General features: G+C 63.8%; 16 protein-coding genes. 7 read left to right on the plus strand and 9 right to left on the minus strand.

The genetic code is table 11. The features are described 5' to 3' along the window. Positions 1-49 precede the first annotated feature (49 nt). The 3 genes from dnaJ (at position 50) to radC (ending at position 2,744) form a co-directional block, all read left to right on the plus strand. Positions 50-1,219, plus strand: a complete 1,170-nt coding sequence (gene dnaJ / locus ATI53_RS09220; RefSeq protein ID WP_009504242.1) for a molecular chaperone DnaJ — start codon at positions 50-52, stop codon at positions 1,217-1,219. A 99-nt stretch (positions 1,220-1,318) separates the two neighbouring features. Beyond that, the gene (locus ATI53_RS09225) at positions 1,319-1,945 is read left to right on the plus strand and encodes a DedA family protein (RefSeq protein ID WP_009504243.1); all 627 of its coding nucleotides are present in this window, start codon (positions 1,319-1,321) and stop codon (positions 1,943-1,945) included. A gap of 34 nt (positions 1,946-1,979) precedes the next feature. Then, positions 1,980-2,744 (plus strand): RadC family protein, encoded by a 765-nt coding sequence (gene radC / locus ATI53_RS09230; protein ID WP_009504244.1) that lies wholly within the window; start codon positions 1,980-1,982, stop codon positions 2,742-2,744. Between the two features lie 3 nt (positions 2,745-2,747). On the opposite strand, the gene ATI53_RS09235 is transcribed toward radC, so the two are convergent. From ATI53_RS09235 to secA, 3 genes are all read right to left on the minus strand, one after another. Then, the gene (locus ATI53_RS09235; RefSeq protein ID WP_111550245.1) at positions 2,748-4,301 is read right to left on the minus strand and encodes a substrate-binding domain-containing protein; all 1,554 of its coding nucleotides are present in this window, start codon (positions 4,299-4,301) and stop codon (positions 2,748-2,750) included. A gap of 43 nt (positions 4,302-4,344) precedes the next feature. After that, on the minus strand, positions 4,345-5,352 hold the full coding sequence (locus ATI53_RS09240) for a translocase (RefSeq protein WP_111550246.1): 1,008 nt from the start codon (positions 5,350-5,352) through the stop codon (positions 4,345-4,347). Between the two features lie 257 nt (positions 5,353-5,609). Further along, a complete protein-coding gene (gene secA, locus ATI53_RS09245; RefSeq protein ID WP_111550247.1) occupies positions 5,610-8,369 on the minus strand; it encodes a preprotein translocase subunit SecA in 2,760 nt (919 codons plus the stop codon). A 244-nt stretch (positions 8,370-8,613) separates the two neighbouring features. Between secA and ATI53_RS09250 the strand changes: the two genes are divergently transcribed. The 3 genes from ATI53_RS09250 to mutT all read left to right on the plus strand — a co-directional run bounded on the left by ATI53_RS09250 (position 8,614) and on the right by mutT (position 11,214). Then, on the plus strand, positions 8,614-9,459 hold the full coding sequence (locus ATI53_RS09250; RefSeq protein ID WP_009503694.1) for a peptidylprolyl isomerase: 846 nt from the start codon (positions 8,614-8,616) through the stop codon (positions 9,457-9,459). After that, positions 9,460-10,689: a bifunctional glutamate N-acetyltransferase/amino-acid acetyltransferase ArgJ gene (argJ, locus tag ATI53_RS09255; RefSeq protein ID WP_111550248.1), complete on the plus strand. Its 1,230-nt coding sequence runs from the start codon at positions 9,460-9,462 to the stop codon at positions 10,687-10,689. Positions 10,690-10,812: 123 nt separating this feature from the next. After that, positions 10,813-11,214: an 8-oxo-dGTP diphosphatase MutT gene (mutT, locus tag ATI53_RS09260; RefSeq protein WP_009503696.1), complete on the plus strand. Its 402-nt coding sequence runs from the start codon at positions 10,813-10,815 to the stop codon at positions 11,212-11,214. 526 nt (positions 11,215-11,740) lie between these two features. Here the strand turns inward: mutT and infB are convergent. From infB to ATI53_RS09285, 5 genes are all read right to left on the minus strand, one after another. Further along, on the minus strand, positions 11,741-14,251 hold the full coding sequence (infB, locus tag ATI53_RS09265; protein ID WP_111550249.1) for a translation initiation factor IF-2: 2,511 nt from the start codon (positions 14,249-14,251) through the stop codon (positions 11,741-11,743). Beyond that, positions 14,248-14,913, minus strand: coding sequence for an RNA-binding protein (locus ATI53_RS09270; RefSeq protein ID WP_009504888.1), 666 nt, complete (start codon positions 14,911-14,913; stop codon positions 14,248-14,250). The genes infB and ATI53_RS09270 overlap by 4 nt, the downstream gene beginning before the upstream one ends. 2 nt (positions 14,914-14,915) lie before the next feature. Beyond that, positions 14,916-16,529, minus strand: coding sequence for a transcription termination factor NusA (nusA, locus tag ATI53_RS09275; protein ID WP_009504889.1), 1,614 nt, complete (start codon positions 16,527-16,529; stop codon positions 14,916-14,918). Between the two features lie 7 nt (positions 16,530-16,536). After that, positions 16,537-17,133, minus strand: coding sequence for a ribosome maturation factor RimP (rimP, locus tag ATI53_RS09280; RefSeq protein WP_034452627.1), 597 nt, complete (start codon positions 17,131-17,133; stop codon positions 16,537-16,539). A gap of 151 nt (positions 17,134-17,284) precedes the next feature. Continuing rightward, complete coding sequence (locus ATI53_RS09285) at positions 17,285-17,680, minus strand: VOC family protein (RefSeq protein WP_111550250.1); 396 nt, start codon at positions 17,678-17,680, stop codon at positions 17,285-17,287. 76 nt (positions 17,681-17,756) lie between these two features. Between ATI53_RS09285 and dapD the strand changes: the two genes are divergently transcribed. Further along, the gene (gene dapD, locus ATI53_RS09290; protein ID WP_111550251.1) at positions 17,757-18,584 is read left to right on the plus strand and encodes a 2,3,4,5-tetrahydropyridine-2,6-dicarboxylate N-succinyltransferase; all 828 of its coding nucleotides are present in this window, start codon (positions 17,757-17,759) and stop codon (positions 18,582-18,584) included. Positions 18,585-19,124: 540 nt separating this feature from the next. Here the strand turns inward: dapD and ATI53_RS09295 are convergent. Continuing rightward, a partial coding sequence (locus ATI53_RS09295) for an IS110 family RNA-guided transposase (RefSeq protein ID WP_111550254.1) occupies positions 19,125-19,793 on the minus strand: 669 nt, incomplete at its 5' end.

Genomic DNA, 19,793 nt, shown 5'->3' on the forward strand with positions numbered 1-19,793 from the left:
CGGACGCCGGACCGGCCCTCTTCCGTTCGGGGACAAGAGGAGGGCAGACATGTCCAAGCGTGATTATTACGACCTGCTCGGCGTCGCAAAAGGGGCGTCCGCGGACGAGATCAAGAAGGGCTATCGCAAGAAGGCGAAAGAGCTTCATCCGGACCGTAACACCGACGATCCCAACGCCGAGGCCCAGTTCAAAGAGGTGAACGAGGCCTACGACGTTCTCAAAGACGCCGACAAGAAGGCGGCTTATGACCGCTATGGCCACGCCGCGTTCGAAGGCGGCATGGGCGCAGGCGCAGGGGGCGGCGGCCGTCCCGGCGCAGGCGGTTTCCACGGCCAGGGCGATTTCGCCTCGGCGTTTTCCGATGTGTTCGACGACCTGTTCGGTGACATGATGGGTGGCCGCCAGGGCGGCGGCGGCGGGCGGCAACGCGCCGCGCGCGGGGCTGACCTGCGCTACAACCTGCGCGTTTCGCTCGAAGACGCCTATAGCGGGCTGCAAAAGACCATCAACGTACCCACTTCGGTGCAATGCTCCGAATGCCATGGCTCGGGGGCCGAGGGCGGCGCCGAACCCGTCACCTGTCCGACCTGTTCGGGCATGGGCAAGGTGCGCGCGACGCAGGGTTTCTTTACCGTTGAACGCACCTGTCCGACCTGTTCGGGGCTGGGCCAGATCGTCAAGAATCCCTGCGTCAAATGCGGCGGCACGGGCACCACGCGCAAGGAGCGCGCGCTGTCGGTGAATATCCCGGCGGGCGTCGAAACCGGCACTCGGATCCGGCTGGCCGGCGAAGGCGAGGCGGGGCTGCGCGGCGGTCCTCCGGGGGATCTGTACATCTTCATCGAGGTGAAGGCGCACGACATCTTCGAACGCGACGGGCTGGAACTGCACTGCCGCGTTCCGGTCAGCATGGCGACCGCCTCTCTTGGCGGCGACATCGAGGTGCCCACGATTGACGGCGGCCGCTCGCGCGTCAAGATCCCGCCGGGCAGCCAGTCCGGGCGTCAGATGCGCCTGCGCGGCAAGGGTATGCCAGCGCTGCGCGGCGGCGGGGCCGGCGACATGTTCATCGAGCTTGCGGTCGAAACGCCCGTCAACCTGACGTCGCGCCAGAAAGAGCTTCTGCGCGAGTTTGAAAACCTGAGCGAGGACAACAACCCGGAATCGCACAGCTTTTTCTCTTCCGTGAAAAGCTTCTGGGATTCGATGAAGGGCTGATTCACACTCTGGCCAGGCGATCCGGTGGCCGATGATGTGGAACGGAATGCCAGGGCCTGGGGTTCTCACCTCGGGCCCTTGTCCTGTGAGAGACACGTCATGTTCGACTGGATCACCAACCTTATCGACGCGATGGGCGCCTTTGGCGTGGCGCTTCTGATGTTCCTGGAAAATGTCTTCCCCCCCATCCCGTCCGAACTGATCATGCCGCTAGCAGGTTTCAACGCCGCGCGCGGCACCATGTCACTGCCTCTGATCATCGCGGCAGGCAGCGCAGGATCGCTCGCGGGTGCTTATCTGTGGTACTGGATCGGACGTCGCATCGGCTACGACCGTCTGTGCCAGCTGTCGCAAAAGCACGGACGCTGGCTGTCCGTGTCGCCCGACGAATTCGAACAGGCCAATGGCTGGTTTGATCGCCATGACGGCAGTGCGGTGCTGATCGGGCGGCTTATTCCCACCGTGCGCACCTTCATTTCGGTGCCTGCCGGGGTCCGGCGCATGCGGCGCGGCTTGTTTCTCGCGCTCAGCGCGTTGGGGACAGTGGCCTGGACCACGGTGCTGACGTTAGCGGGGTACTGGCTGGAAAGCGGGTATGATGCGGTCAGCGACTGGCTCGACCCGGTCTCGACACTTGTAGTCCTGGGATTGATCGGTACCTATCTGTGGCGCGTTGCCACTTACAAAAGACGGGCTGAAAAACGCAGCGCAAAGCAGCGCGGTTAACTCTTCGCTAACCATGCAGGAGCACTCTGGCAACATGACCAGAGGACCGCATTTCTCCGATTCCCAGGCCGCGCTCTTTGATTACGACGAGTCGCGGGCCGAACCCATCCAGCGGGGCGGTGCGCCGCCCTCTTATATCAGGGACCATCGCGCCCGGCTGCGCGAACGGTTTCTGGTCGGCGGCGCCGATGCGCTTCCCGATTACGAATTGCTTGAACTGGTGCTGTTCCGTGCCATTCCACGGCGCGACGTCAAACCCCTGGCGCGGCAGTTGCTTGACCTTTTCACTGATTTCAATGGCGTCGTGTCCGCGCCTGTCACGCGCCTGCGCGAGGTTTCCGGGGTCGGGGACGCGGTTGTCACCGAGTTGAAGATCGTCGAGGCCAGCGCCCACAGGCTGGCCCGCTCACGGGTGATGCGCAAGCAGGTGGTCAGCTCGTGGGATGCGCTGCTGGACTATTGTCAGACCGCAATGGCGCATGGCGATATCGAACAGTTCCGCATCCTGTTTCTGGACCGAAAGAACGTGCTGATCGCGGATGAACGCCAGGCGCGCGGCACCGTCGACCATGTGCCCGTCTATCCGCGCGAAGTGGTGAAGCGCGCGCTTGAGTTGAACGCCAGCGCCGTGATCCTCGTGCATAACCACCCTTCGGGCGACCCGACGCCCAGTCAGGCCGACATCGAGATGACCGAACAGATTCAGATCGCCGCCGAGGCACTGGGGATCACCCTGCACGATCATCTCGTCATCGGAAAATCGCGCGAACTGAGTTTTCGCGCCGAAGGGTTGCTATGACGCCTAATGCAGCCAGACCTCCACGCGGCGATTGACCTGCCGCCCCCAGACGGTATCGTCGCAGGCCATGGGCATCGCCTCGCCGAAGGCTTCGGAGCTGATGTCGATGCGCGACAGGTCCGCCGCCTCGGCTGCGGTCTCAACCGCGGCGCGCACCGCGGCGGCGCGCTTTGCCGCGATGTCGAGATTGGCGGAGGCCGGTCCCTGCCCGTCGGAAAACCCCACGAACATCAGCCGCCGTCCGTCGTATTCTCCCAGTTCAAGCGAACGCGCCAGTTGCTGCACGTTCGACCGCGATTGCGCGTCCAGCCGCGCCGAGCCCGGTTCGAACCGGAATGATGTGGTCAGACGCCGCATCGGCGACAGAACCTCGACAAGGCGCTTCAGCCCCGCCAACCCGTCCAGCCCATCGGCAACCGACACCGCGTTGGCCAGCCGGTCGCCCTGATGCGCCAGCGCCAGTTCCTCGGGCGATTGATCCACAAAGCCCGCGCGCCGGATGACGATCTGCGCCGGAGAGCTGCGGGTAAAGCTGAGAAACTCGCGCGCCAGTGCGGGCAAACGACGGGCAGGCAGATACAGGAACATCGGCGCGGTCAGCGGGTAATCTTCGGTCTTGATCGCGGCGCGCTGGCCGCGCAGGTGAAACCCGCAACTGCCGGACAGGTACAGCGGCTTGGCGTTACCGATTTCGGAATAGCTGGCCAGCCCGATGCCGAACGGATCTTCGGCAACCGCCCGCACCAGCAGGGTGTTGTCGGTGTGGCGGCGGATTTCACCGCCCAGCGTCAGGCGCGACGGACGCAGAAGGCGGTCCTCGATCCCCTGGGTCAGGCCGCTTTGCGCGTCGCGCAGGTGCAGCACGATGGGCGCATCCGGCCCGCCAAGCGCCTGCCAGTTGGTCAGCTTGCCCGAAAGCACCGCCGCAAGATCGGAAAGCGACACCGCGTCCACCGGATTGCCCGCCGAAACCACCGGAATCATCGCATCCAGCGCCAGAACGCGGCTGCGGTTAGGCTCGGTCAGGTCACCCAGACCCAGCCCGCGCGCCTCGGCTCGTTCCTCGGCGCGGATTTCCCGCAGCGCCATGACAATGTCCGCCTCGTCGGTCACAAGATCGGCAAACCCCGCGTCCGTGCTGGAAATATGAAACGAAAAGCGCCCGACAACGCGATTTTGCGCCGGATCGCTCAGCACATAGACGAACCTGTCCGCGCCATCCGCCTCGCGCGTGGCGGTCAGCCCGTCGCGCAGCGCGAACGCTTCGACCAGTGCGGGCATCAGCACCTCGCCGATGGTGGTCGACCCGGACACGCGCAGTTGCGCCACGAAATCCGTCAGAGACGGGCATCCGACGCCATCGCAAAGCACACCCGAACTGTCGACGGTCAGTTCGCCGAAGTGGCTCCGCATGCGGTAGAATTCCCCATCGAACCCCAACAGATCCCCGGTGATTTCGATGCCGCCATCGCGCGACCGCAGGGCGATGTCCTGCGCCGCCAAGGAGGTCGAGAAAATGCAAAGTGCGGCGAGAGCCGCCGCACGGAAACCTGTCATCGGATCGTCTCTTGCCCCTGGGCCGGCGCGCGTCGCCGGGCGGTTATCTGGCGGCGATCTTCAGGTTTTCAACGAGATTCTTCAACACCAGAAAACCGCTTGCATCGTCGCATCCGGGCATGTCCAGCGTCAGGTCGCGCACCCGGACAGGGCCGGTGTCATGGCGTTCCAGCGTTTGCGCGGCGACTTCGGTCCCACAGTTTTCGGCGCTGACCTCGGCCTCGATCGTCACCGCTACGGTTCCGTCCTTGCGCGCGGTTCCGATGGGAAAACTGTAGACTTCGGCCAGCAGCGGCGCCTCTGCCTCGGGGTCGCCAAGCAGTGTCATAAAGCCGCCTTCGCCGCGCGCGGTCCGGCCCAGATCGCCAGCCGAGGCCGCCCAGACATGGCCGTCGGAATAATACCCCGCGCCAAATTCCCGTGCGTGAAGCTGAAGCCCCGTGTCGCCTTTCCACTGCAACACCACACGGTCGTAGAACGGCAACGCGGGCACGTCCGTGCGCACCGTCATCCCGTCTCCGTTGTCGAATGCGGCCACGAACAGTGCGTTTTCGGACAGCGCCGGGACGTCTGCGGCAAGCATCCCATCCGCGTCGGTCATGGCAGTGAACATCATTCCATGGTGGTGAATTGTCACCCGCTCGTGCGCCAGGCAGGGCGCGGAGAGCGCTAGCCCAACCAGCGCCCCCGCCCGGGGTTCGGCGCGCAGCGTAATGCCGCAGTCGAATATGTCGGATTTGTCCAGAACAGGCGCGGCGTCCGCCGGCGGGCTTTGGACGGCGGCAAGCAGGATCCTGGCTGGCAGATCCGTCCCCGCCCCGCCCAGCGTGGCCACCGCTGGCAGCGCCATGTCGGCGCCTGTCACGTCTGTGCGGCCCACGGGGTACGACCTCGGCGCGACGAACGATGTATCGACGATGCTGTCGACATCCACGTCGGAGGCGGCGATGTCGGGGTGGTTCGACCCAGCCGCGTGCTGCATGACGTAGCCGATGGCAAACGCGACGCCGACCGTCGCCAGGGCAAGAAGATATGTCTTGAGCCGTGCCATTCTGGCCTCCGCTGGTTGTCCGACCGATGCGTTTCCTGGAAACAATCTGCTCCGCGAAAGCGGCGGAGGTTGGGCGCGGGCGAGGAGTCAAGATGTCAAAGCCGGGGCGATTGCGGCCCCGGCTGCAATCTGGTCGCGGCACCTCTGTTCGCAGCGCGCCTGAACGCATGCGTACAGAGGACAGGCCCCGCAAAGCAGACCCGGAAAAATGGGTAACGACCGGAAAGCTCAGGCCGCGCCAATCGGTCCCGCCGGGGTCAAGCGAGCCGACCGTGGCAGTGCTTGAACTTCTTTCCCGATCCACAGGGGCAGGGATCGTTTCTGCTTGGCGCGCCCCAGGTCGTGGGGTCCGTTTCATCGAACCCCTGCACGAGCGGCGTCGTCGCGGCGTCGCTGCTGCCGGCGCCCGGCTTGGGCGAGACGGCGGCGGTCTGGGCGGGCGTGGCCGGCGCGCCCAGGGTCGCGGCGTCGGTCTGCCGGCGCAGCGCCGCTTGCTGCTGTGCAAGCTGTTGGGCCATCGCCTGCTGTTCGTCCTGCGTCATCGGGCGAATGCGCGACAACTGCTCTGTCACCCGTTCGCGCAGCGATTCCAGCATCGATTCGAACAGCTGGAACGCCTCGGTCTTGTATTCGTTCAACGGATCACGCTGCGCGTACCCGCGAAAGCCCACGACCGAGCGCAGATGTTCCAGCGTCAGCAGGTGGTCCCGCCACTTCTGGTCGATGGTTTGCAGCAAGACCTGCTTTTCGATCTGGCGCATGGTGTCCGGACCAAAGGCCGCGAGTTTTTCGGCCATCGCCTTGTCGGACGCCTCTTCCAGACGCTCGCGCACAAGATCGGCATCCACGCCTTCTTCCTCGCCCCATTTCATCACCGGCACGTCAAGCGACAGCTTTTCGATGCAGGCGGCGTACAGCCCTTCGGTATCCCACTGGTCGGCGTAGCTGCGGGCGGGGATGTAGGTGTCGACAAGCTCGTCGATAACCTCGTGGCGCATGTCTTCGGTGATCTCGGAGACGTCCTCGGCTTCCATGATTTCAAGCCGCTGGGCAAAGATCACCTTGCGCTGGTCGTTCATCACGTCGTCGAATTTCAGCAACTGCTTGCGGATGTCGAAGTTGCGCCCCTCGACCTTGGCCTGCGCGCGTTCCAGCGACTTGTTCACCCACGGGTGAATGATCGCCTCGCCTTCCTTCATGCCCAGCTTGGACAACATCTTGTCCAGCCGTTCGGACCCGAAGATGCGCATCAGATCGTCGTCCAGCGACAGGTAGAACGAACTGCGCCCCGGATCGCCCTGACGGCCCGACCGGCCGCGCAGCTGGTTGTCGATACGCCGGCTTTCGTGCCGCTCGGTGGCCAGAACGAACAGACCGCCCGCCGCCTTGACCGCGTCTTCATCGGCGGCGTGGCCGGACTCGATCCGCTCGCGGATCGCCTCGGGGTCGCCTTCGGGATCGGCGGCCAGCGCGTCCATCACCTTGAAATCGACGTTGCCGCCCAGCTTGATGTCGGTGCCGCGTCCGGCCATGTTTGTCGCGATGGTGATCGCGCCCAGCTTGCCCGCATCGGCGACGATCTGCGCTTCCTGCTCGTGCTGTCGCGCGTTCAGTACCTTGTGCGGCAAATCCGCGCCGGTCAGAAGCTGCGAGAGCATCTCGGATTTCTCGATCGAGGTGGTGCCGACCAGAACCGGCTGGCCCTTGGCGTGCGCGTCCTTGATCTCGGCGACGATGGCCTCGTATTTTTCCTTGGCGGTGCGGTACACACGGTCGTCTTCGTCGACCCGGGCGATGGGCCGGTTGGTCGGCACCTCGACCACGCCAAGGCCGTAGATCTCTGCAAATTCCTCGGCTTCGGTGACGGCGGTGCCGGTCATGCCTGACAGACAATCGTAAAGACGGAAATAGTTCTGAAACGTCACCTGGGCCAGCGTCACGTTCTCGGGCTGGATGTCGCAGCCTTCCTTGGCCTCGATGGCCTGGTGGAGGCCGTCCGACAGGCGCCGCCCGGACATCATCCGCCCGGTGAATTCGTCGATCAGCACCACCTGCCCGTCGCGAACGATGTAGTCCTTGTCGCGAGAATACAGCTTGTGCGCACGCAGGCCCTGATTGACGTGGTGCACGACCGTGGTGCTTTCGGGGTCATACAGTGTCTGACCCTCGGGAAGAATGCCGCGCGCGTGCAGCACCTCTTCCAGCGCTTCGTTGCCCTCGTCGGTGAAGGTCACGTTGCGGGTCTTTTCGTCCAGCGTGTAGGCGTCGTCGGGCAGTTGCGGGATGATCTTGTCGATCGACATATACAGATCGGACCGATCCTGCGACGGGCCGGAAATGATAAGCGGCGTACGCGCCTCGTCGATCAGGATGCTGTCGACCTCGTCCACCACGGCGAAATAATGGCCGCGCTGCATCATCTGGGACAGTTCGGATTTCATGTTGTCGCGCAGGTAGTCAAAGCCCAGCTCGTTGTTGGTCGCATAGGTGACATCCGCGGCGTAGGCGGTGCGTTTTTCATCCTCGGGCTGCTGGGGATAGACCACGCCGGTGGTCAGACCAAGCGCGCCGTAGACCTTGCTCATCCATTCCGCGTCGCGCCGGGCGAGGTAGTCGTTGACCGTGACGATATGCACGCCCTTGCCGGTCAGCGCCCGCAGATAGGACGGAAAAGTCGCGACAAGGGTCTTGCCCTCGCCCGTCTTCATTTCCGAGATATTGCCCTGATGCAGAAAGATCCCGCCCATCAACTGCGTGTCGAACGCGCGCAGACCAAGCGCGCGCTTGGCAGCCTCGCGGCAGTTGGCAAAAGCTTCGGGCAGCAGGTGGTCGAGGCTTTCGCCATCTTTGATCCGCCTGCGGAACTCTTCCGTCCTGGCAATCAGTCCGGCATCGTCGAGCGTTTCAAATTCGGCTTCCAAGGCGTTGATCTTTTCGACCAGCGGGCGCGTCGCCTTGATCTTGCGGTCGTTGGGCGTTCCAAAGACCTTTCGTGCAATCGTTCCGATGCCCAGCATTCGCGCCTGTTTCCTGTCTGACAAAACCGTGTTCTTGCGATGGCATCCGCTTGCCCGCCTCGAACACAGCCCATATGACACAGGGGAACGACCGGCCTTGCAGAGCCTATCGGCCATGTAAGCCCCGGCTACCACACTGTCAACGCCGCCCCACCACCAGGGACGGCGCGCAGACCGCAAGGAGAGCCGGGAGCGCCCGGCAAGACAAGACACCGGGGCAGCCCCGGGAAAGGATCCTTACGAGATGGCGAATACGCTATTCAAACTTGGCGCGGCAGCGGCCCTGGCCCTGTCCACCGCCCTGCCCGTTCAGGCCCAAAACCTCGATACCGTGGTGGCCACGGTGAACGACACCGATATCACATTGGGCCACATGCTGGTGGTGCGATCGACCCTGCCGGAGCAATATCAACAACTTCCGGACAATGTGCTGTGGGACGGCATCCTGGACCAGATCGTGCAGCAACAGGTTCTGGCGGATGACGACAAGGCCCGTGAAACCGCGCGGGTGAAGCTGGCGGTCGAAAACGAACACCGCGCGCTGCTTGCCGCCGAAGCGATCAAATCCATCGCCGACACCGCCGTTACCGAAGACGCGGTGCGTGCCACCTATGACGCGCAGTTCGCCGGCGACGGGCTTGGCAAGGAATTCAACGCCTCGCATATTCTTGTCGAAACCGAAGCCGAAGCCGAAGATCTGGTCGCTCAGCTTGACGACGGCGCCGATTTCGCCGACCTCGCCAAGGCGAATTCGACCGGTCCTTCCGGTCCCAACGGCGGAGAGCTGGGCTGGTTCGGCGCTGGCATGATGGTCGAACCCTTCCAGAATGCCGTCGATCAGATGGCGGTCGGCGACGTCACGGGCCCGGTGCAAACCCAGTTCGGCTGGCATGTCATCAAGCTGAACGACACGCGCGACAAGGAGGCCCCGGCACTTGACGAGGTGCGCGCCCAAATCGAGACGACGCTACAGCAGGACGCGGTCAAGGCCTACATCGAAGACGCGCTCGGCAAGGCGACTGTCACCCGCATGGACCCGGCCGAGGCCCCCCTAGAGTCCCTGTCCAACATGCAGCTTCTGGAGGAATAAGTGGCCAGCATCACGTCCGTTTCGCCCCTCGCCCCGAAATCGTTTCCGGACCTTCCGGTGATCGAGGGCGTCCGTTTCGCCTCTGCCGCGGCAGGGGTCCGCTATGCCGGGCGAACGGACGTGATGCTTGCACTTCTCGCGCCGGGCAGCACCATGGCCGGCGTCTTTACCAGATCGAAAACCCGCTCGTCCTGCGTGCGCGACTGCCAGTCCAAGATCGGGACCGACAGCGACGAAGGCGCGGCCATTCTTGTGAACTCGGGCAATTCCAACGCCTTCACCGGCGCCGCGGGCGATGGCTCGGTCGATGCGATCTGCAAGGCGGTGGCGCAAACCACCGGCCTGCCCCAGAGCCGGGTCTTCACCAGCTCGACCGGCGTCATCGGCGAACGCCTGCCCCACCAACGCATCATCGACAAGCTGGGCGATCTGCATGGCGCACTTGACGCGGGCAAAGCCCACGAAGCCGCCCGCGCCATAATGACCACCGACACCTTCCCCAAAGGTGCCGCCGCGACCATCGCCCTTCCCGGCGGAACGGTCAAAATCGCGGGCTTCGCCAAAGGCTCGGGCATGATCGCCCCCGACATGGCAACGATGCTGGTCTACATCTTCACCGACGCCAGCATCGCCCGCGCCGATTTGCAATCCATGGTCAGCGCGATCAACGACCGCAGTTTCAACTGTATCACCGTCGACAGCGACACATCGACCTCGGACACCCTGCTGATGGGTGCTACCGGGGCGTCGGGCGTTCCCGTCACACCGCGGGACACGGCCTTTGCCGAAGCGCTCGAAACGCTGTTCCTCGATCTCGCCCACCAGGTGGTCAAGGACGGCGAAGGCGCGACGAAATTTGTGACTGTAACCGTCACCGGCGCCGCGTCCAATGCCGATGCCCGCCTGCACGCCATGTCCATCGCCAACTCGCCGCTGGTGAAAACCGCCATCGCGGGCGAAGACCCCAACTGGGGCCGTATCGTCATGGCCATCGGCAAATCCGGCGCCGACGCCGACCGCGACAGACTGACCATCCGTTTCGGCGATCTGGTGGTGGCGGAAAACGGCTGGATCTCGCCGTCCTACAAGGAAGAAGACGGCGCAGCCCTGATGAAGAAACAGGACATCACCATACGCGCCGACATCGGCCTTGGAGCGGGAGCCGCCACCATCTGGACCTGCGACCTGACCCACGGCTACATCAGCATCAACGCCGACTACCGGTCCTAGGCGCCCCCCTTCATCTTGCCCTTAAACTCCGGGGGTGTGGGGGCTGGCCCCCACTGGCCACCACTGGCCACCACTGGCCCTACCCCCCGCAACGGGCACGCGCCGCTACATCCAGGATGCCCCATGCCCAAAATCGTTCTCGTCTCTGCCGTTGCCCTTATCGACCGGGACGGCCGCATCCTGCTCGCGCAGCGGCCCGCGGGCAAATCCCTCGCCGGGCTCTGGGAGTTTCCCGGCGGCAAGGTCGAAGCCGGAGAATCCCCCGAACACGCCCTTATCCGCGAACTCGACGAGGAACTGGGCATCGACACCTGGGAAAGCTGCCTCGCGCCGCTGACCTTCGCGTCGCATGCCTATGACGATTTCCATCTGCTGATGCCGCTCTTTGCCTGTCGCAAATGGCAGGGCACCCCGCAGCCCAAGGAAGGTCAGACGCTGAAATGGGTGCAGGCCCGTGATTTGCGCGATTACCCCATGCCCCCCGCTGATATTCCCCTGATCCCGATTCTTCGCGACTGGCTCTGACTCTTCAAAAGCCCGCTTGCAGCAAAGGCACATGCCAAGATGTAAAGCGCTTTCTGCGGTGCAGCATGGTGTGCACAGAATTAACTTCGTGTTTGCTTAAGCAGTAGGCACTATTGACGCTATTTCTTCTGGTTTTATTAACGATTTGGCGGTATTCATATTCTCGTAACACACTTCAATCCGGGCCTACTCAAACCGAAATCCGGGGAACACTCGATAGAAACACGGGGAACTAGAAATGCTGCGTACAATCATACTTGGAAGTTGTCACTCTGTTCAGGGCATCGTTGAAAAGGTGCTTCCGGACGGGCGTATCTCGGTTCGCGTCGGCGGACAGATCTTTACTGGCACACCTGCCGTCTGAGCCATAGCGCGCGTTTCCTGCGTCACTACAAGGTTTATAAGCGCCCGGGCATCCGCTCGGGCGTTTTGTTTTGCGCACCCAATTTGCAAATCATGCCTGCGGCGGAAATAAAAAGGGCGGCGCCGCGAGGCGCCGCCCTTTTGCAACTCGGGGCAATCCCGATCAGAGCGACCGCTCGATCTCTTCCCGTTCAAAGATCTCGATAACGTCGCCAGCGCGCACATCATCGTAGTTCTCAAACGCCATGCCGCATTCCTGACCGGACTGGACCTCGGAGACCTCGTCCTTGAACCGCTTGAGCGTCTTTAGCGTGCCCTCGTGGATCACAACGTCGTCGCGCAGCAGCCGGACACCGGCAGAGCGCCGCGCCACGCCTTCGGTGACAAGACAGCCCGCCACCTTGCCGACATTCGAGACCTTGAAGACCTCCTTGATCGACGCATAGCCGATGAAGTTCTCGCGGATCTCGTTCGACAGCAGGCCAGAGGCCGCCGCTTTGACGTCATCAACCAGATCGTAGATCACCGAATAGTACCGGATCTCGACGCCCTTCTGGTTGGCGCTGCTGCGTGCAGGCGCGTTGGCGCGCACGTTGAAGCCGATCACCGGGCAACCCGAGGCTTCGGCCAGGCCAATGTCGGTTTCGGTGATGGCCCCCACACCGTAGTGGATGACCCGCACGCGGACCTCGTCATTGCCGACCTTTTCCAGCGCCTGGACGATCGCTTCTGCCGAACCCTGCACATCGGCCTTGACGACGATCGGCAGCTCAGAGACGTTTTCGTCGTCCTTGGCCTTCATCATCAACTGCTCAAGGGTCGTCGCGGCACCGGCGGCGGCACGCTTTTCTTTCGCGGCGTGTTCACGGTATTCCGCGATCTCGCGAGCCTGCGCCTCGGTCTCGGTCACGTTCAGCACGTCGCCCGCTTCGGGTGTGCCGTTCAGACCCAGCACTTCGACCGGAACCGACGGACCGGCTTCCGGCACACGCTCGCCCTTGTCGTTGATCAGCGCACGGACCTTGCCGTACTGCTGGCCCACGACAAAGATGTCGCCCTGACGCAGCGTGCCGTTCTGGATCAGAACCGTCGCAACGGGGCCGCGGCCCACATCGAGCTGCGCCTCGATCACGGCACCTTCGGCGGCACGATTCGGGTTCGCCTTGAGTTCAAGCAGTTCCGCCTGAAGCGCGATGGCTTCGAGCAGTTCGTCAAGCCCCTGTCCGGTGTGGGCCGAAACCTCGACATCCTGCACGTCGCCGGACATCTGTTCGACGACCACCTCGTGTTGCAGCAGATCCGTGCGCACCTTGGTCGGGTTGGCCGAATGCTTGTCGATCTTGTTGATCGCCACGATCATCGGGACCTTCGCCGCCTTGGCGTGGTTGATCGCCTCGATGGTCTGGGGCATCACCGCATCGTCCGCCGCAACCACCAGCACCACAATATCGGTCACCTGAGCGCCCCGCGAGCGCATCGAGGTAAAGGCCGCGTGGCCGGGCGTGTCAAGGAACGACAGCACCGCACCGCTTTCGGTGGTCACCTGATAGGCCCCGATGTGCTGCGTGATGCCGCCAGCTTCGCCTGAGGTGACGTTTGCCTGGCGGATACGGTCCAGAAGCGAGGTCTTGCCGTGGTCGACGTGGCCCATGATCGTGATGACCGGGGGGCGCGTCTGCAGATCTTCGGGCTTGTCATCGGCGGTCTTGATCACGTCTTCGACGTCCGCAGCCGACACGCGGGTCACGCGGTGGCCGAATTCCTCGATGATCAGTTCCGCCGTATCGGCGTCGATGGTCTGGTTCTGCGTGACCATGATGCCGCTGTTCATCAGCGACTTCACCACATCGGCAACCCGTTCGGCCATACGGTTGGCCAGCTCGGCGACGGTGATCGCCTCGGGCAGCTGAACGTCGCGCACAACCTTTTCGCGGGCCTGAGCCCCCCCCATCGCCTTTTGACGCGCACGCTCTTGCTTGCGCTTCATCGCGGCCATGGATTTCTGACGTCCGCCTTCGCCGCCAAGCGCCTGGTTCAGCGTCAGCTTGCCAGAACGGCGGTTACCGTCGTCGCGTCCGCGCGCCGACCGACCGCGCTCTTCGCGCTCGCGCTCGGCCTTGCGCATCTGCGTCGGAGCAGGCGCGCCGGCAGGGCCGGGCCGGGCCGCAGCCGGACGGGCCGCACCGGCCTCTTCCTTCGGCGTGGGCGCAGCGGCGGCGACCGCCTCGGCCTTGCGGGCCGCAGCGGCCTCGGCCTTCTTGCGCTCTTCCTCGTCAGCCTTGGCACGGGCGCGCTCTTCGGCTTCGCGCTGTTCGCGCTCTTTCTGTTCCTTTTCGGCGCGCTGCAAGGCACGCTCTTCGGCGCGGGCCTTTTCCTGGGCCTCGCGCTTTGCCGTATCGTCGGCCTCGCGGGCTTTCGCAGCCTGAAGCGCGCGCAGGCGGCGCTCCATCTCGGCGTCCGAGATCCCCGCAGGGCGCTTGCCGCCGGACCCGCCGGGAAGGCTGCCGCCGGGCTTGCCGGATCCGGCGCCAGCGGCAGGCTTCACGACGCGCTTGCGCTTGGTCTCGACCACGACATTCTTGGTGCGTCCATGGCTGAAGCTCTGCTTCACGGACCCCGAACGGGGACCTCCGCCACGCACACCCAAAGTCTTCTTGCCGTCGTTATCGCTCATTCAGCTCTCTTGTCCTTTCCGGCGGCCCCTGCCGCCCCGGCGGCCCCTGCCACCGATGTCGCACCGGCCCATCCGGTGCGCAGGCCCTTCAATCGTTGGGCCTCCTCTACAACACGTTTGGTGAGTCCGCCAGCGCCAAGCGCGGCGTGTATCACCTTTTCCCGTCCAAAGGCCAGCCCGAGTTCGTCGGCGGTGAGCCATCCGATGTAGCTGCCCCATTGCGGGGTCGAAAGTTTGGTCTTTCCGCGTGCGGACCCGTCCTCGGCCTGGATGAGCACATCCGCATCGCCGCGGTCAAGCATCGCCTTGACCTTTTCATAGCCCGCGACAGCGTCCCCGGACTTGCGGGCGAGGCTGATCAGTTCGACCACCCTGCGCCCCATCATCGCTTCAACCAGATCCGGCAATGCGTCCGGAACCGTCACCTGCGCCTTGGCGGCGCGGGCAAACAGCCCCTTTCGGGACGCCTTTTCCAGCGCCTCGCGAGTCGATGCGACCCAGATGCCCCGCCCCGGCAGCTTGCCCGCCAGATCCGGAACCACCTGCGCATCGGGGCCGACGACAAACCGGACCAGCCCGGACGCGGGCTGCGAGTCGCCCGTGGCGATACAGCGCCGGTCCGGCCCGTCTTCCCGGTTCTTTTCGCGGCCGCCGCGCGTCATGATCAGGCCTCTTCTTCCTGCTCGCCCTCGGCGTTCTCATCGACTTCGGGCTCAAGCTCGGTGGGATCGACCCAACCCAGCAGAACGCGCGCGGTCATGATGAGGGTCTGAGCCTCGGCAAGATCGACATCGTACTTTTCGAGCAGCCCGTCGTCCTTGACGCGCTCGCCGCCGTCCGTGGTCCAGCCTCCGGCCAGTTCCCAGTCGGCGCAGGTGGCGAAATCTTCCAGCGTCTTGATGCCGTCTTCCGCCAGTGCCTCTACCATTTGGGGTGTCAGGCCCTCGAAGTCAATGAGGCTGTCTTCGGCCCCCATCTCGCGGGCGTGTTCCAGCGCCTTGCGGGCCTTTTCTTCCAGGAATTCGCGGGCGCGGGTCTGAAGCTCTTGCGCGGTGCCGTCATCGACACCGTCGATCACCAGCAGTTCGTCAAGTTCGACATAGGCCACCTCTTCGAGATTGGTAAAGCCTTCGGCGACCAGAAGCTGAGCAAAGAATTCATCCAGGTCCAGCGTGTCCATGAACAGCTGCGTGCGCTCTTCGAATTCCTTCTGGCGCCGCTTGGATTCCTCTTCCTCGGTCATGATGTCGATATCCAGGCCAGTGAGCTGCGAGGCAAGCCGCACGTTCTGGCCGCGCCGCCCGATGGCCAGGCTCAGCTGTTCGTCGGGCACCACGACCTCGATGCGCTCGGCGTCCTCGTCGAACACCACTTTGCTGACCTCGGCGGGCTGCAACGCGTTCACGAGGAAGGTGGGGATGTCCTCGTTCCACGGGATGATGTCGATCTTTTCCCCCTGAAGCTCGTTGACCACCGCCTGCACGCGGCTGCCGCGCATGCCGACGCAGGCGCCGACCGGGTCGATCGACCCGTCATAGGAGATGACGCCGATCTTGGCGCGCGAGCCGGGGTCGCGGGCGACGGCCTTGATCTCGATGATGCCGTCGTAGATTTCGGGCACTTCCATCTTGAACAGCTCGGCCATGAATTCCGGCGAGGTCCGCGACAGGAAGATCTGCGGCCCGCGCACTTCGCGGCGCACGTCCTTGACGTAGCAGCGGATGCGATCGCCGGGGCGGTACGCCTCGCGACCGATCTTTTCGTTGCGGCGCAGGATGCCTTCACCACGGCCCACGTCGACGATGACGTTGCCGTATTCCTCGCGCTTGACGGTGCCGTTGATGATGGTGCCTGCGCGGTCCTTGAATTCTTCGTACTGGCGGTCACGCTCGGCTTCGCGAACCTTTTGCAGGATCACCTGCTTGGCCGATTGCGCCGCGATCCGGCCCATGTCGACGGGCGGCACCTCTTCGACGTACTCGTCGCCGATCTGCGGGTCGGCCATGTACTGCTTGGCCTGCTTGACGGTAAATTCGGCCTGGTAGTTTTCCAGCTCTTCGTCTTCGACCACGGTGCGCACGCGGGTGAATTGCGCGCGGCCCGTCTTGCGGTCGATCTTGACGCGGATGTCCATTTCCGAGCCATAGCGCGACTTGGCGGCGCGGGCGAGCGACTCTTCCATCGCCTCGATCACAAGACCGGGGTCGATCATCTTTTCGCGCGCGACGGCCTCGGCGGTCTGAAGCAGTTCGAGCTGGTTGGCAGAGGTGATTGCCATGGGTGTCTTACTCCTCGTCGTTGGCCGCGTCGTCGGCCTGAATTTCGTCGAATTGCGTTTCGTCAACCGTCTGATCGCCGGTCTGCGCCTTGCGGGCGCGCAGCATCTCGCGGATCAGCTCGTCAGTCAGCACCAGCTTGGCATTGGCGAGCCAGTCGAATTTCAGCCCGATCGTGTGCTCTTCACCATTTTCGGTGATGTTGAGCAACACTTCGTCGCCATCGACCCCGGCCAGGATGCCCTGCCAGCGCTTGCGGCCATCGACCAGCTCCTGGGTTTCGACCCTGACCTCGTAGCCTTCGTATGTGTCGAAATCCTTGAGCCGCGTCAGCGGGCGGTCGATGCCGGGCGACGACACCTCCAGCGCGTAGGCGTCGACCAGCGGATCCTCGACATCCAGCACCGCCGATACGGCGGTCGAGATTTCGGCGCATTGGTCGACCTCGATCCCGCCTTCGGGGCGTTCGGCCATGATTTGCAGGGTCGCGGTCTTGCCGCTCATCAGCCGCAGCCGTACCAGTTCGAATCCCATGTCCTCGATGACAGGGGTCACGATCTCGGCAAGGCGTTGGTCGATGGCGGATCTGGCGATCAGGTCGGTCATATGTTCCCGGGTCCGATTAAGCACAAAAAAACGGGCGCGCGGCCCGTTGGTGTTTCCCGGTGGAGCTTCGGAAGGGTCCGGCGCGCCGCTGTTATCGGGCATATACGCGGGCCGCGCCGATTCCGCAAGGGGGGAAGCGACCCGCGTTGGGTCACGCGAAACGGCCCGAGCGTTCCAGCACCTCAATCTGGTATCCGTCCGGGTCCGCGACAAAAAAGAATTTCGCCACCGTTGTGCCGCCCGGCGCCAGTTCCACGATCTTGCGTGGCGCCAGCCCGGCATCGGCGAACCGTGCGTGCTCGGCAGCCAGATCGGCAACGGACACCGCCAGATGGCCATAGCCGTCGCCCAGATCATAGGGTTCGGTGCGATCCTTGTTGATGGTCAGTTCCAGTTCGAACGCCGCCTCGGGGTTGGACATGTAAACCAGCGTGAATTCGTCAAAATCCATCCGGTCGGCGATTTTCAGGCCAAAAGCGGTCTCATAAAATGCGACCGAGCGCGCCTCGTCGAGCACCCGGATCATGCTGTGGATCATCTTTGCCATGGCTCTGGCTCCTTTTCTTGGGCGACGCCGCCCGCTATAGGCATTTCAAACCCCCGGATCGCACGAGGAGACCCCCATGTCCAACGCCCAGCTTGAAACCGCCATCGACGCCGCCTGGGAAGCGCGCGACACCGTCACGCCGACCACCACCGGCGAAACCCGCGAAGCCATCGAAGACACGCTGAATGCGCTGGATTCCGGCAAGCTGCGCGTGGCCGAAAAGCAGGCCGACGGGTCGTGGCATGTAAACCAGTGGGCGAAAAAGGCCGTGCTGCTGGGCTTTCGCATCAAGAACATGGAACAGCACGATGGCGGCCCGCAGGGCGGCGGCTGGTGGGACAAGGTCGACAGCAAATTCAAGGGCTGGGGCGACAACGAATGGGGCGCGGCGGGTTTCCGCGCGGTGCCCAACTGCGTCGTACGCAAATCGGCGTTCATCGCGCCAGGCGTGGTGCTGATGCCGTCCTTCGTGAACCTTGGCGCCTATGTGGACAGCGGCACCATGGTCGACACATGGGCGACGGTGGGCAGCTGCGCGCAGATCGGCAAGAACGTGCACCTGTCGGGCGGTGTCGGCATCGGCGGCGTGCTGGAGCCGATGCAGGCCGGCCCGACGATCATCGAGGACAATTGCTTTATCGGCGCCCGCTCCGAGGTGGTCGAGGGCTGCATCATCCGCGAAGGGTCGGTTCTGGGCATGGGCGTTTATATCGGCCAGTCGACCAAGATCGTCGACCGCGAAACCGGCGAGGTCATGTATGGCGAGGTGCCGCCCTATTCGGTGGTCGTGTCCGGCACCATGCCGTCCAAGAACGGCGTGCATCTCTACTGCGCCGTCATCGTCAAGCGCGTCGATGAAAAGACCCGGTCCAAGACCGGCGTCAACGAGCTGCTGCGCGACTGATCGCGACCCGCGCCAGACACGAAAGGCCGGGGCATGCCCCCGGACTTTTTATACGGGTCCGACTTTATACGGGCCTTGTGTCTTTAGTACGGGCCTTGTGTCCGCGCGGCCGGTCCTTGCCGCGGCCAGAGCTGCGGCGTCCGTCCGCTCAGCCCGGCCTTTCCAGTTCATCCACCACAGTCGACCGAAACAGAATGAACGCCTGTTCCGGCTGACCGTCACGGCGCGCCGCATGGTCCCAACAGGCCGGGATCGTTGCCAGGACCACCGTGCCCGGCCGGGCGGACGACACGAAAATCTTGTGTGGATGGCTCCCGCATAGCAAGTCGTAAATGATCTCGTGTACCTTTTCAGAAGCGGTCTTGTGTCCGGCCTGTTTGCGCGGTTCACACCGCTGGCCCTGATGGGATCCGCAGATCAGGTTCCTATCTGCTTCGCGGGCAATTGCGCCCGGGACATTCGGCGGAGCGTCCTGATCGTTGCGGCTGAAGGGTACACCATCACATCGTCGGTCTTGCTATCTCACTGTTTCTGTAGGTCTCAGGCTGTGTGCGGGCGGTAAGGTTCGTTCCGGGTCAGCACCGCCCACATGATCCGCGCCGTCTTGCTAGCCATGGCGACCGTCGCGAGCCGGGCCGGCTTTCTCTGCAACAGATTCGTCAGCCAGGGATCGGCGCGCTCCGGATGATTGGTGACCTGCCGCACGCGCGATGTCATGCCGACAACGATCAGCTGGCGCAGATACCGATCACCCATCTTGGTGATCTTCCCTAAGCGCTCCTTGCCACCGCTGGAGTGGTTGCGTGGTGTCAGACCAAGCCACGCCGCAAATTCCCGACCACTCTTGAACTGGTGACCGGACCCAATCGTGGCGGCCACGGCCGAGGCGGTCACCGGGCCGACGCCAGGAATGGTCTGCAAGAGTTGCGCCTGGCGGCTGAGACGAGCCTGGATGCGCATCGTGATCTCGTACCAGCGAAGGCGGTTGTGCAGCTCGACCAGCTGACGGCTGAGAACCCGCAGAACGTCCTGGACAAGGTCGGGGAACCCGGACTGCTTGCCCTCGATGATCCCTTTCGCGAAATCGATGGCCCGCGCGACGCCCCGAGCAATGGCAATCCCGAACTCCGCGGCCAGGCTCCGGAGCATGTTGATCAGCTGGGTGCGCTGCCGAACCACGAAATCCCGTGCGCGATGCAGGGAGAGAAG

The sequence above is a fragment of the Salipiger aestuarii genome (assembly GCF_003259905.1).
In the GTDB taxonomy this organism is placed as follows: domain Bacteria; phylum Pseudomonadota; class Alphaproteobacteria; order Rhodobacterales; family Rhodobacteraceae; genus Salipiger; species Salipiger aestuarii.

Bases quoted from the DNA above. Each gene is read 5' to 3' on its own strand.
- dnaJ (WP_009504242.1), top strand. From the start codon at position 50: ATGTCCAAGCGTGATTATTACGACCTGCTCGGCGTCGCAAAAGGGGCG.
- ATI53_RS09225 (WP_009504243.1), top strand. From the start codon at position 1,319: ATGTTCGACTGGATCACCAACCTTATCGACGCGATGGGCGCCTTTGGC.
- radC (WP_009504244.1), top strand. From the start codon at position 1,980: ATGACCAGAGGACCGCATTTCTCCGATTCCCAGGCCGCGCTCTTTGAT.
- ATI53_RS09235 (WP_111550245.1), bottom strand. From the start codon at position 4,301: ATGACAGGTTTCCGTGCGGCGGCTCTCGCCGCACTTTGCATTTTCTCG.
- ATI53_RS09240 (WP_111550246.1), bottom strand. From the start codon at position 5,352: ATGGCACGGCTCAAGACATATCTTCTTGCCCTGGCGACGGTCGGCGTC.
- secA (WP_111550247.1), bottom strand. From the start codon at position 8,369: ATGCTGGGCATCGGAACGATTGCACGAAAGGTCTTTGGAACGCCCAAC.
- ATI53_RS09250 (WP_009503694.1), top strand. From the start codon at position 8,614: ATGGCGAATACGCTATTCAAACTTGGCGCGGCAGCGGCCCTGGCCCTG.
- mutT (WP_009503696.1), top strand. From the start codon at position 10,813: ATGCCCAAAATCGTTCTCGTCTCTGCCGTTGCCCTTATCGACCGGGAC.
- infB (WP_111550249.1), bottom strand. From the start codon at position 14,251: ATGAGCGATAACGACGGCAAGAAGACTTTGGGTGTGCGTGGCGGAGGT.
- ATI53_RS09270 (WP_009504888.1), bottom strand. From the start codon at position 14,913: ATGACGCGCGGCGGCCGCGAAAAGAACCGGGAAGACGGGCCGGACCGG.
- nusA (WP_009504889.1), bottom strand. From the start codon at position 16,529: ATGGCAATCACCTCTGCCAACCAGCTCGAACTGCTTCAGACCGCCGAG.
- rimP (WP_034452627.1), bottom strand. From the start codon at position 17,133: ATGACCGACCTGATCGCCAGATCCGCCATCGACCAACGCCTTGCCGAG.
- ATI53_RS09285 (WP_111550250.1), bottom strand. From the start codon at position 17,680: ATGGCAAAGATGATCCACAGCATGATCCGGGTGCTCGACGAGGCGCGC.
- dapD (WP_111550251.1), top strand. From the start codon at position 17,757: ATGTCCAACGCCCAGCTTGAAACCGCCATCGACGCCGCCTGGGAAGCG.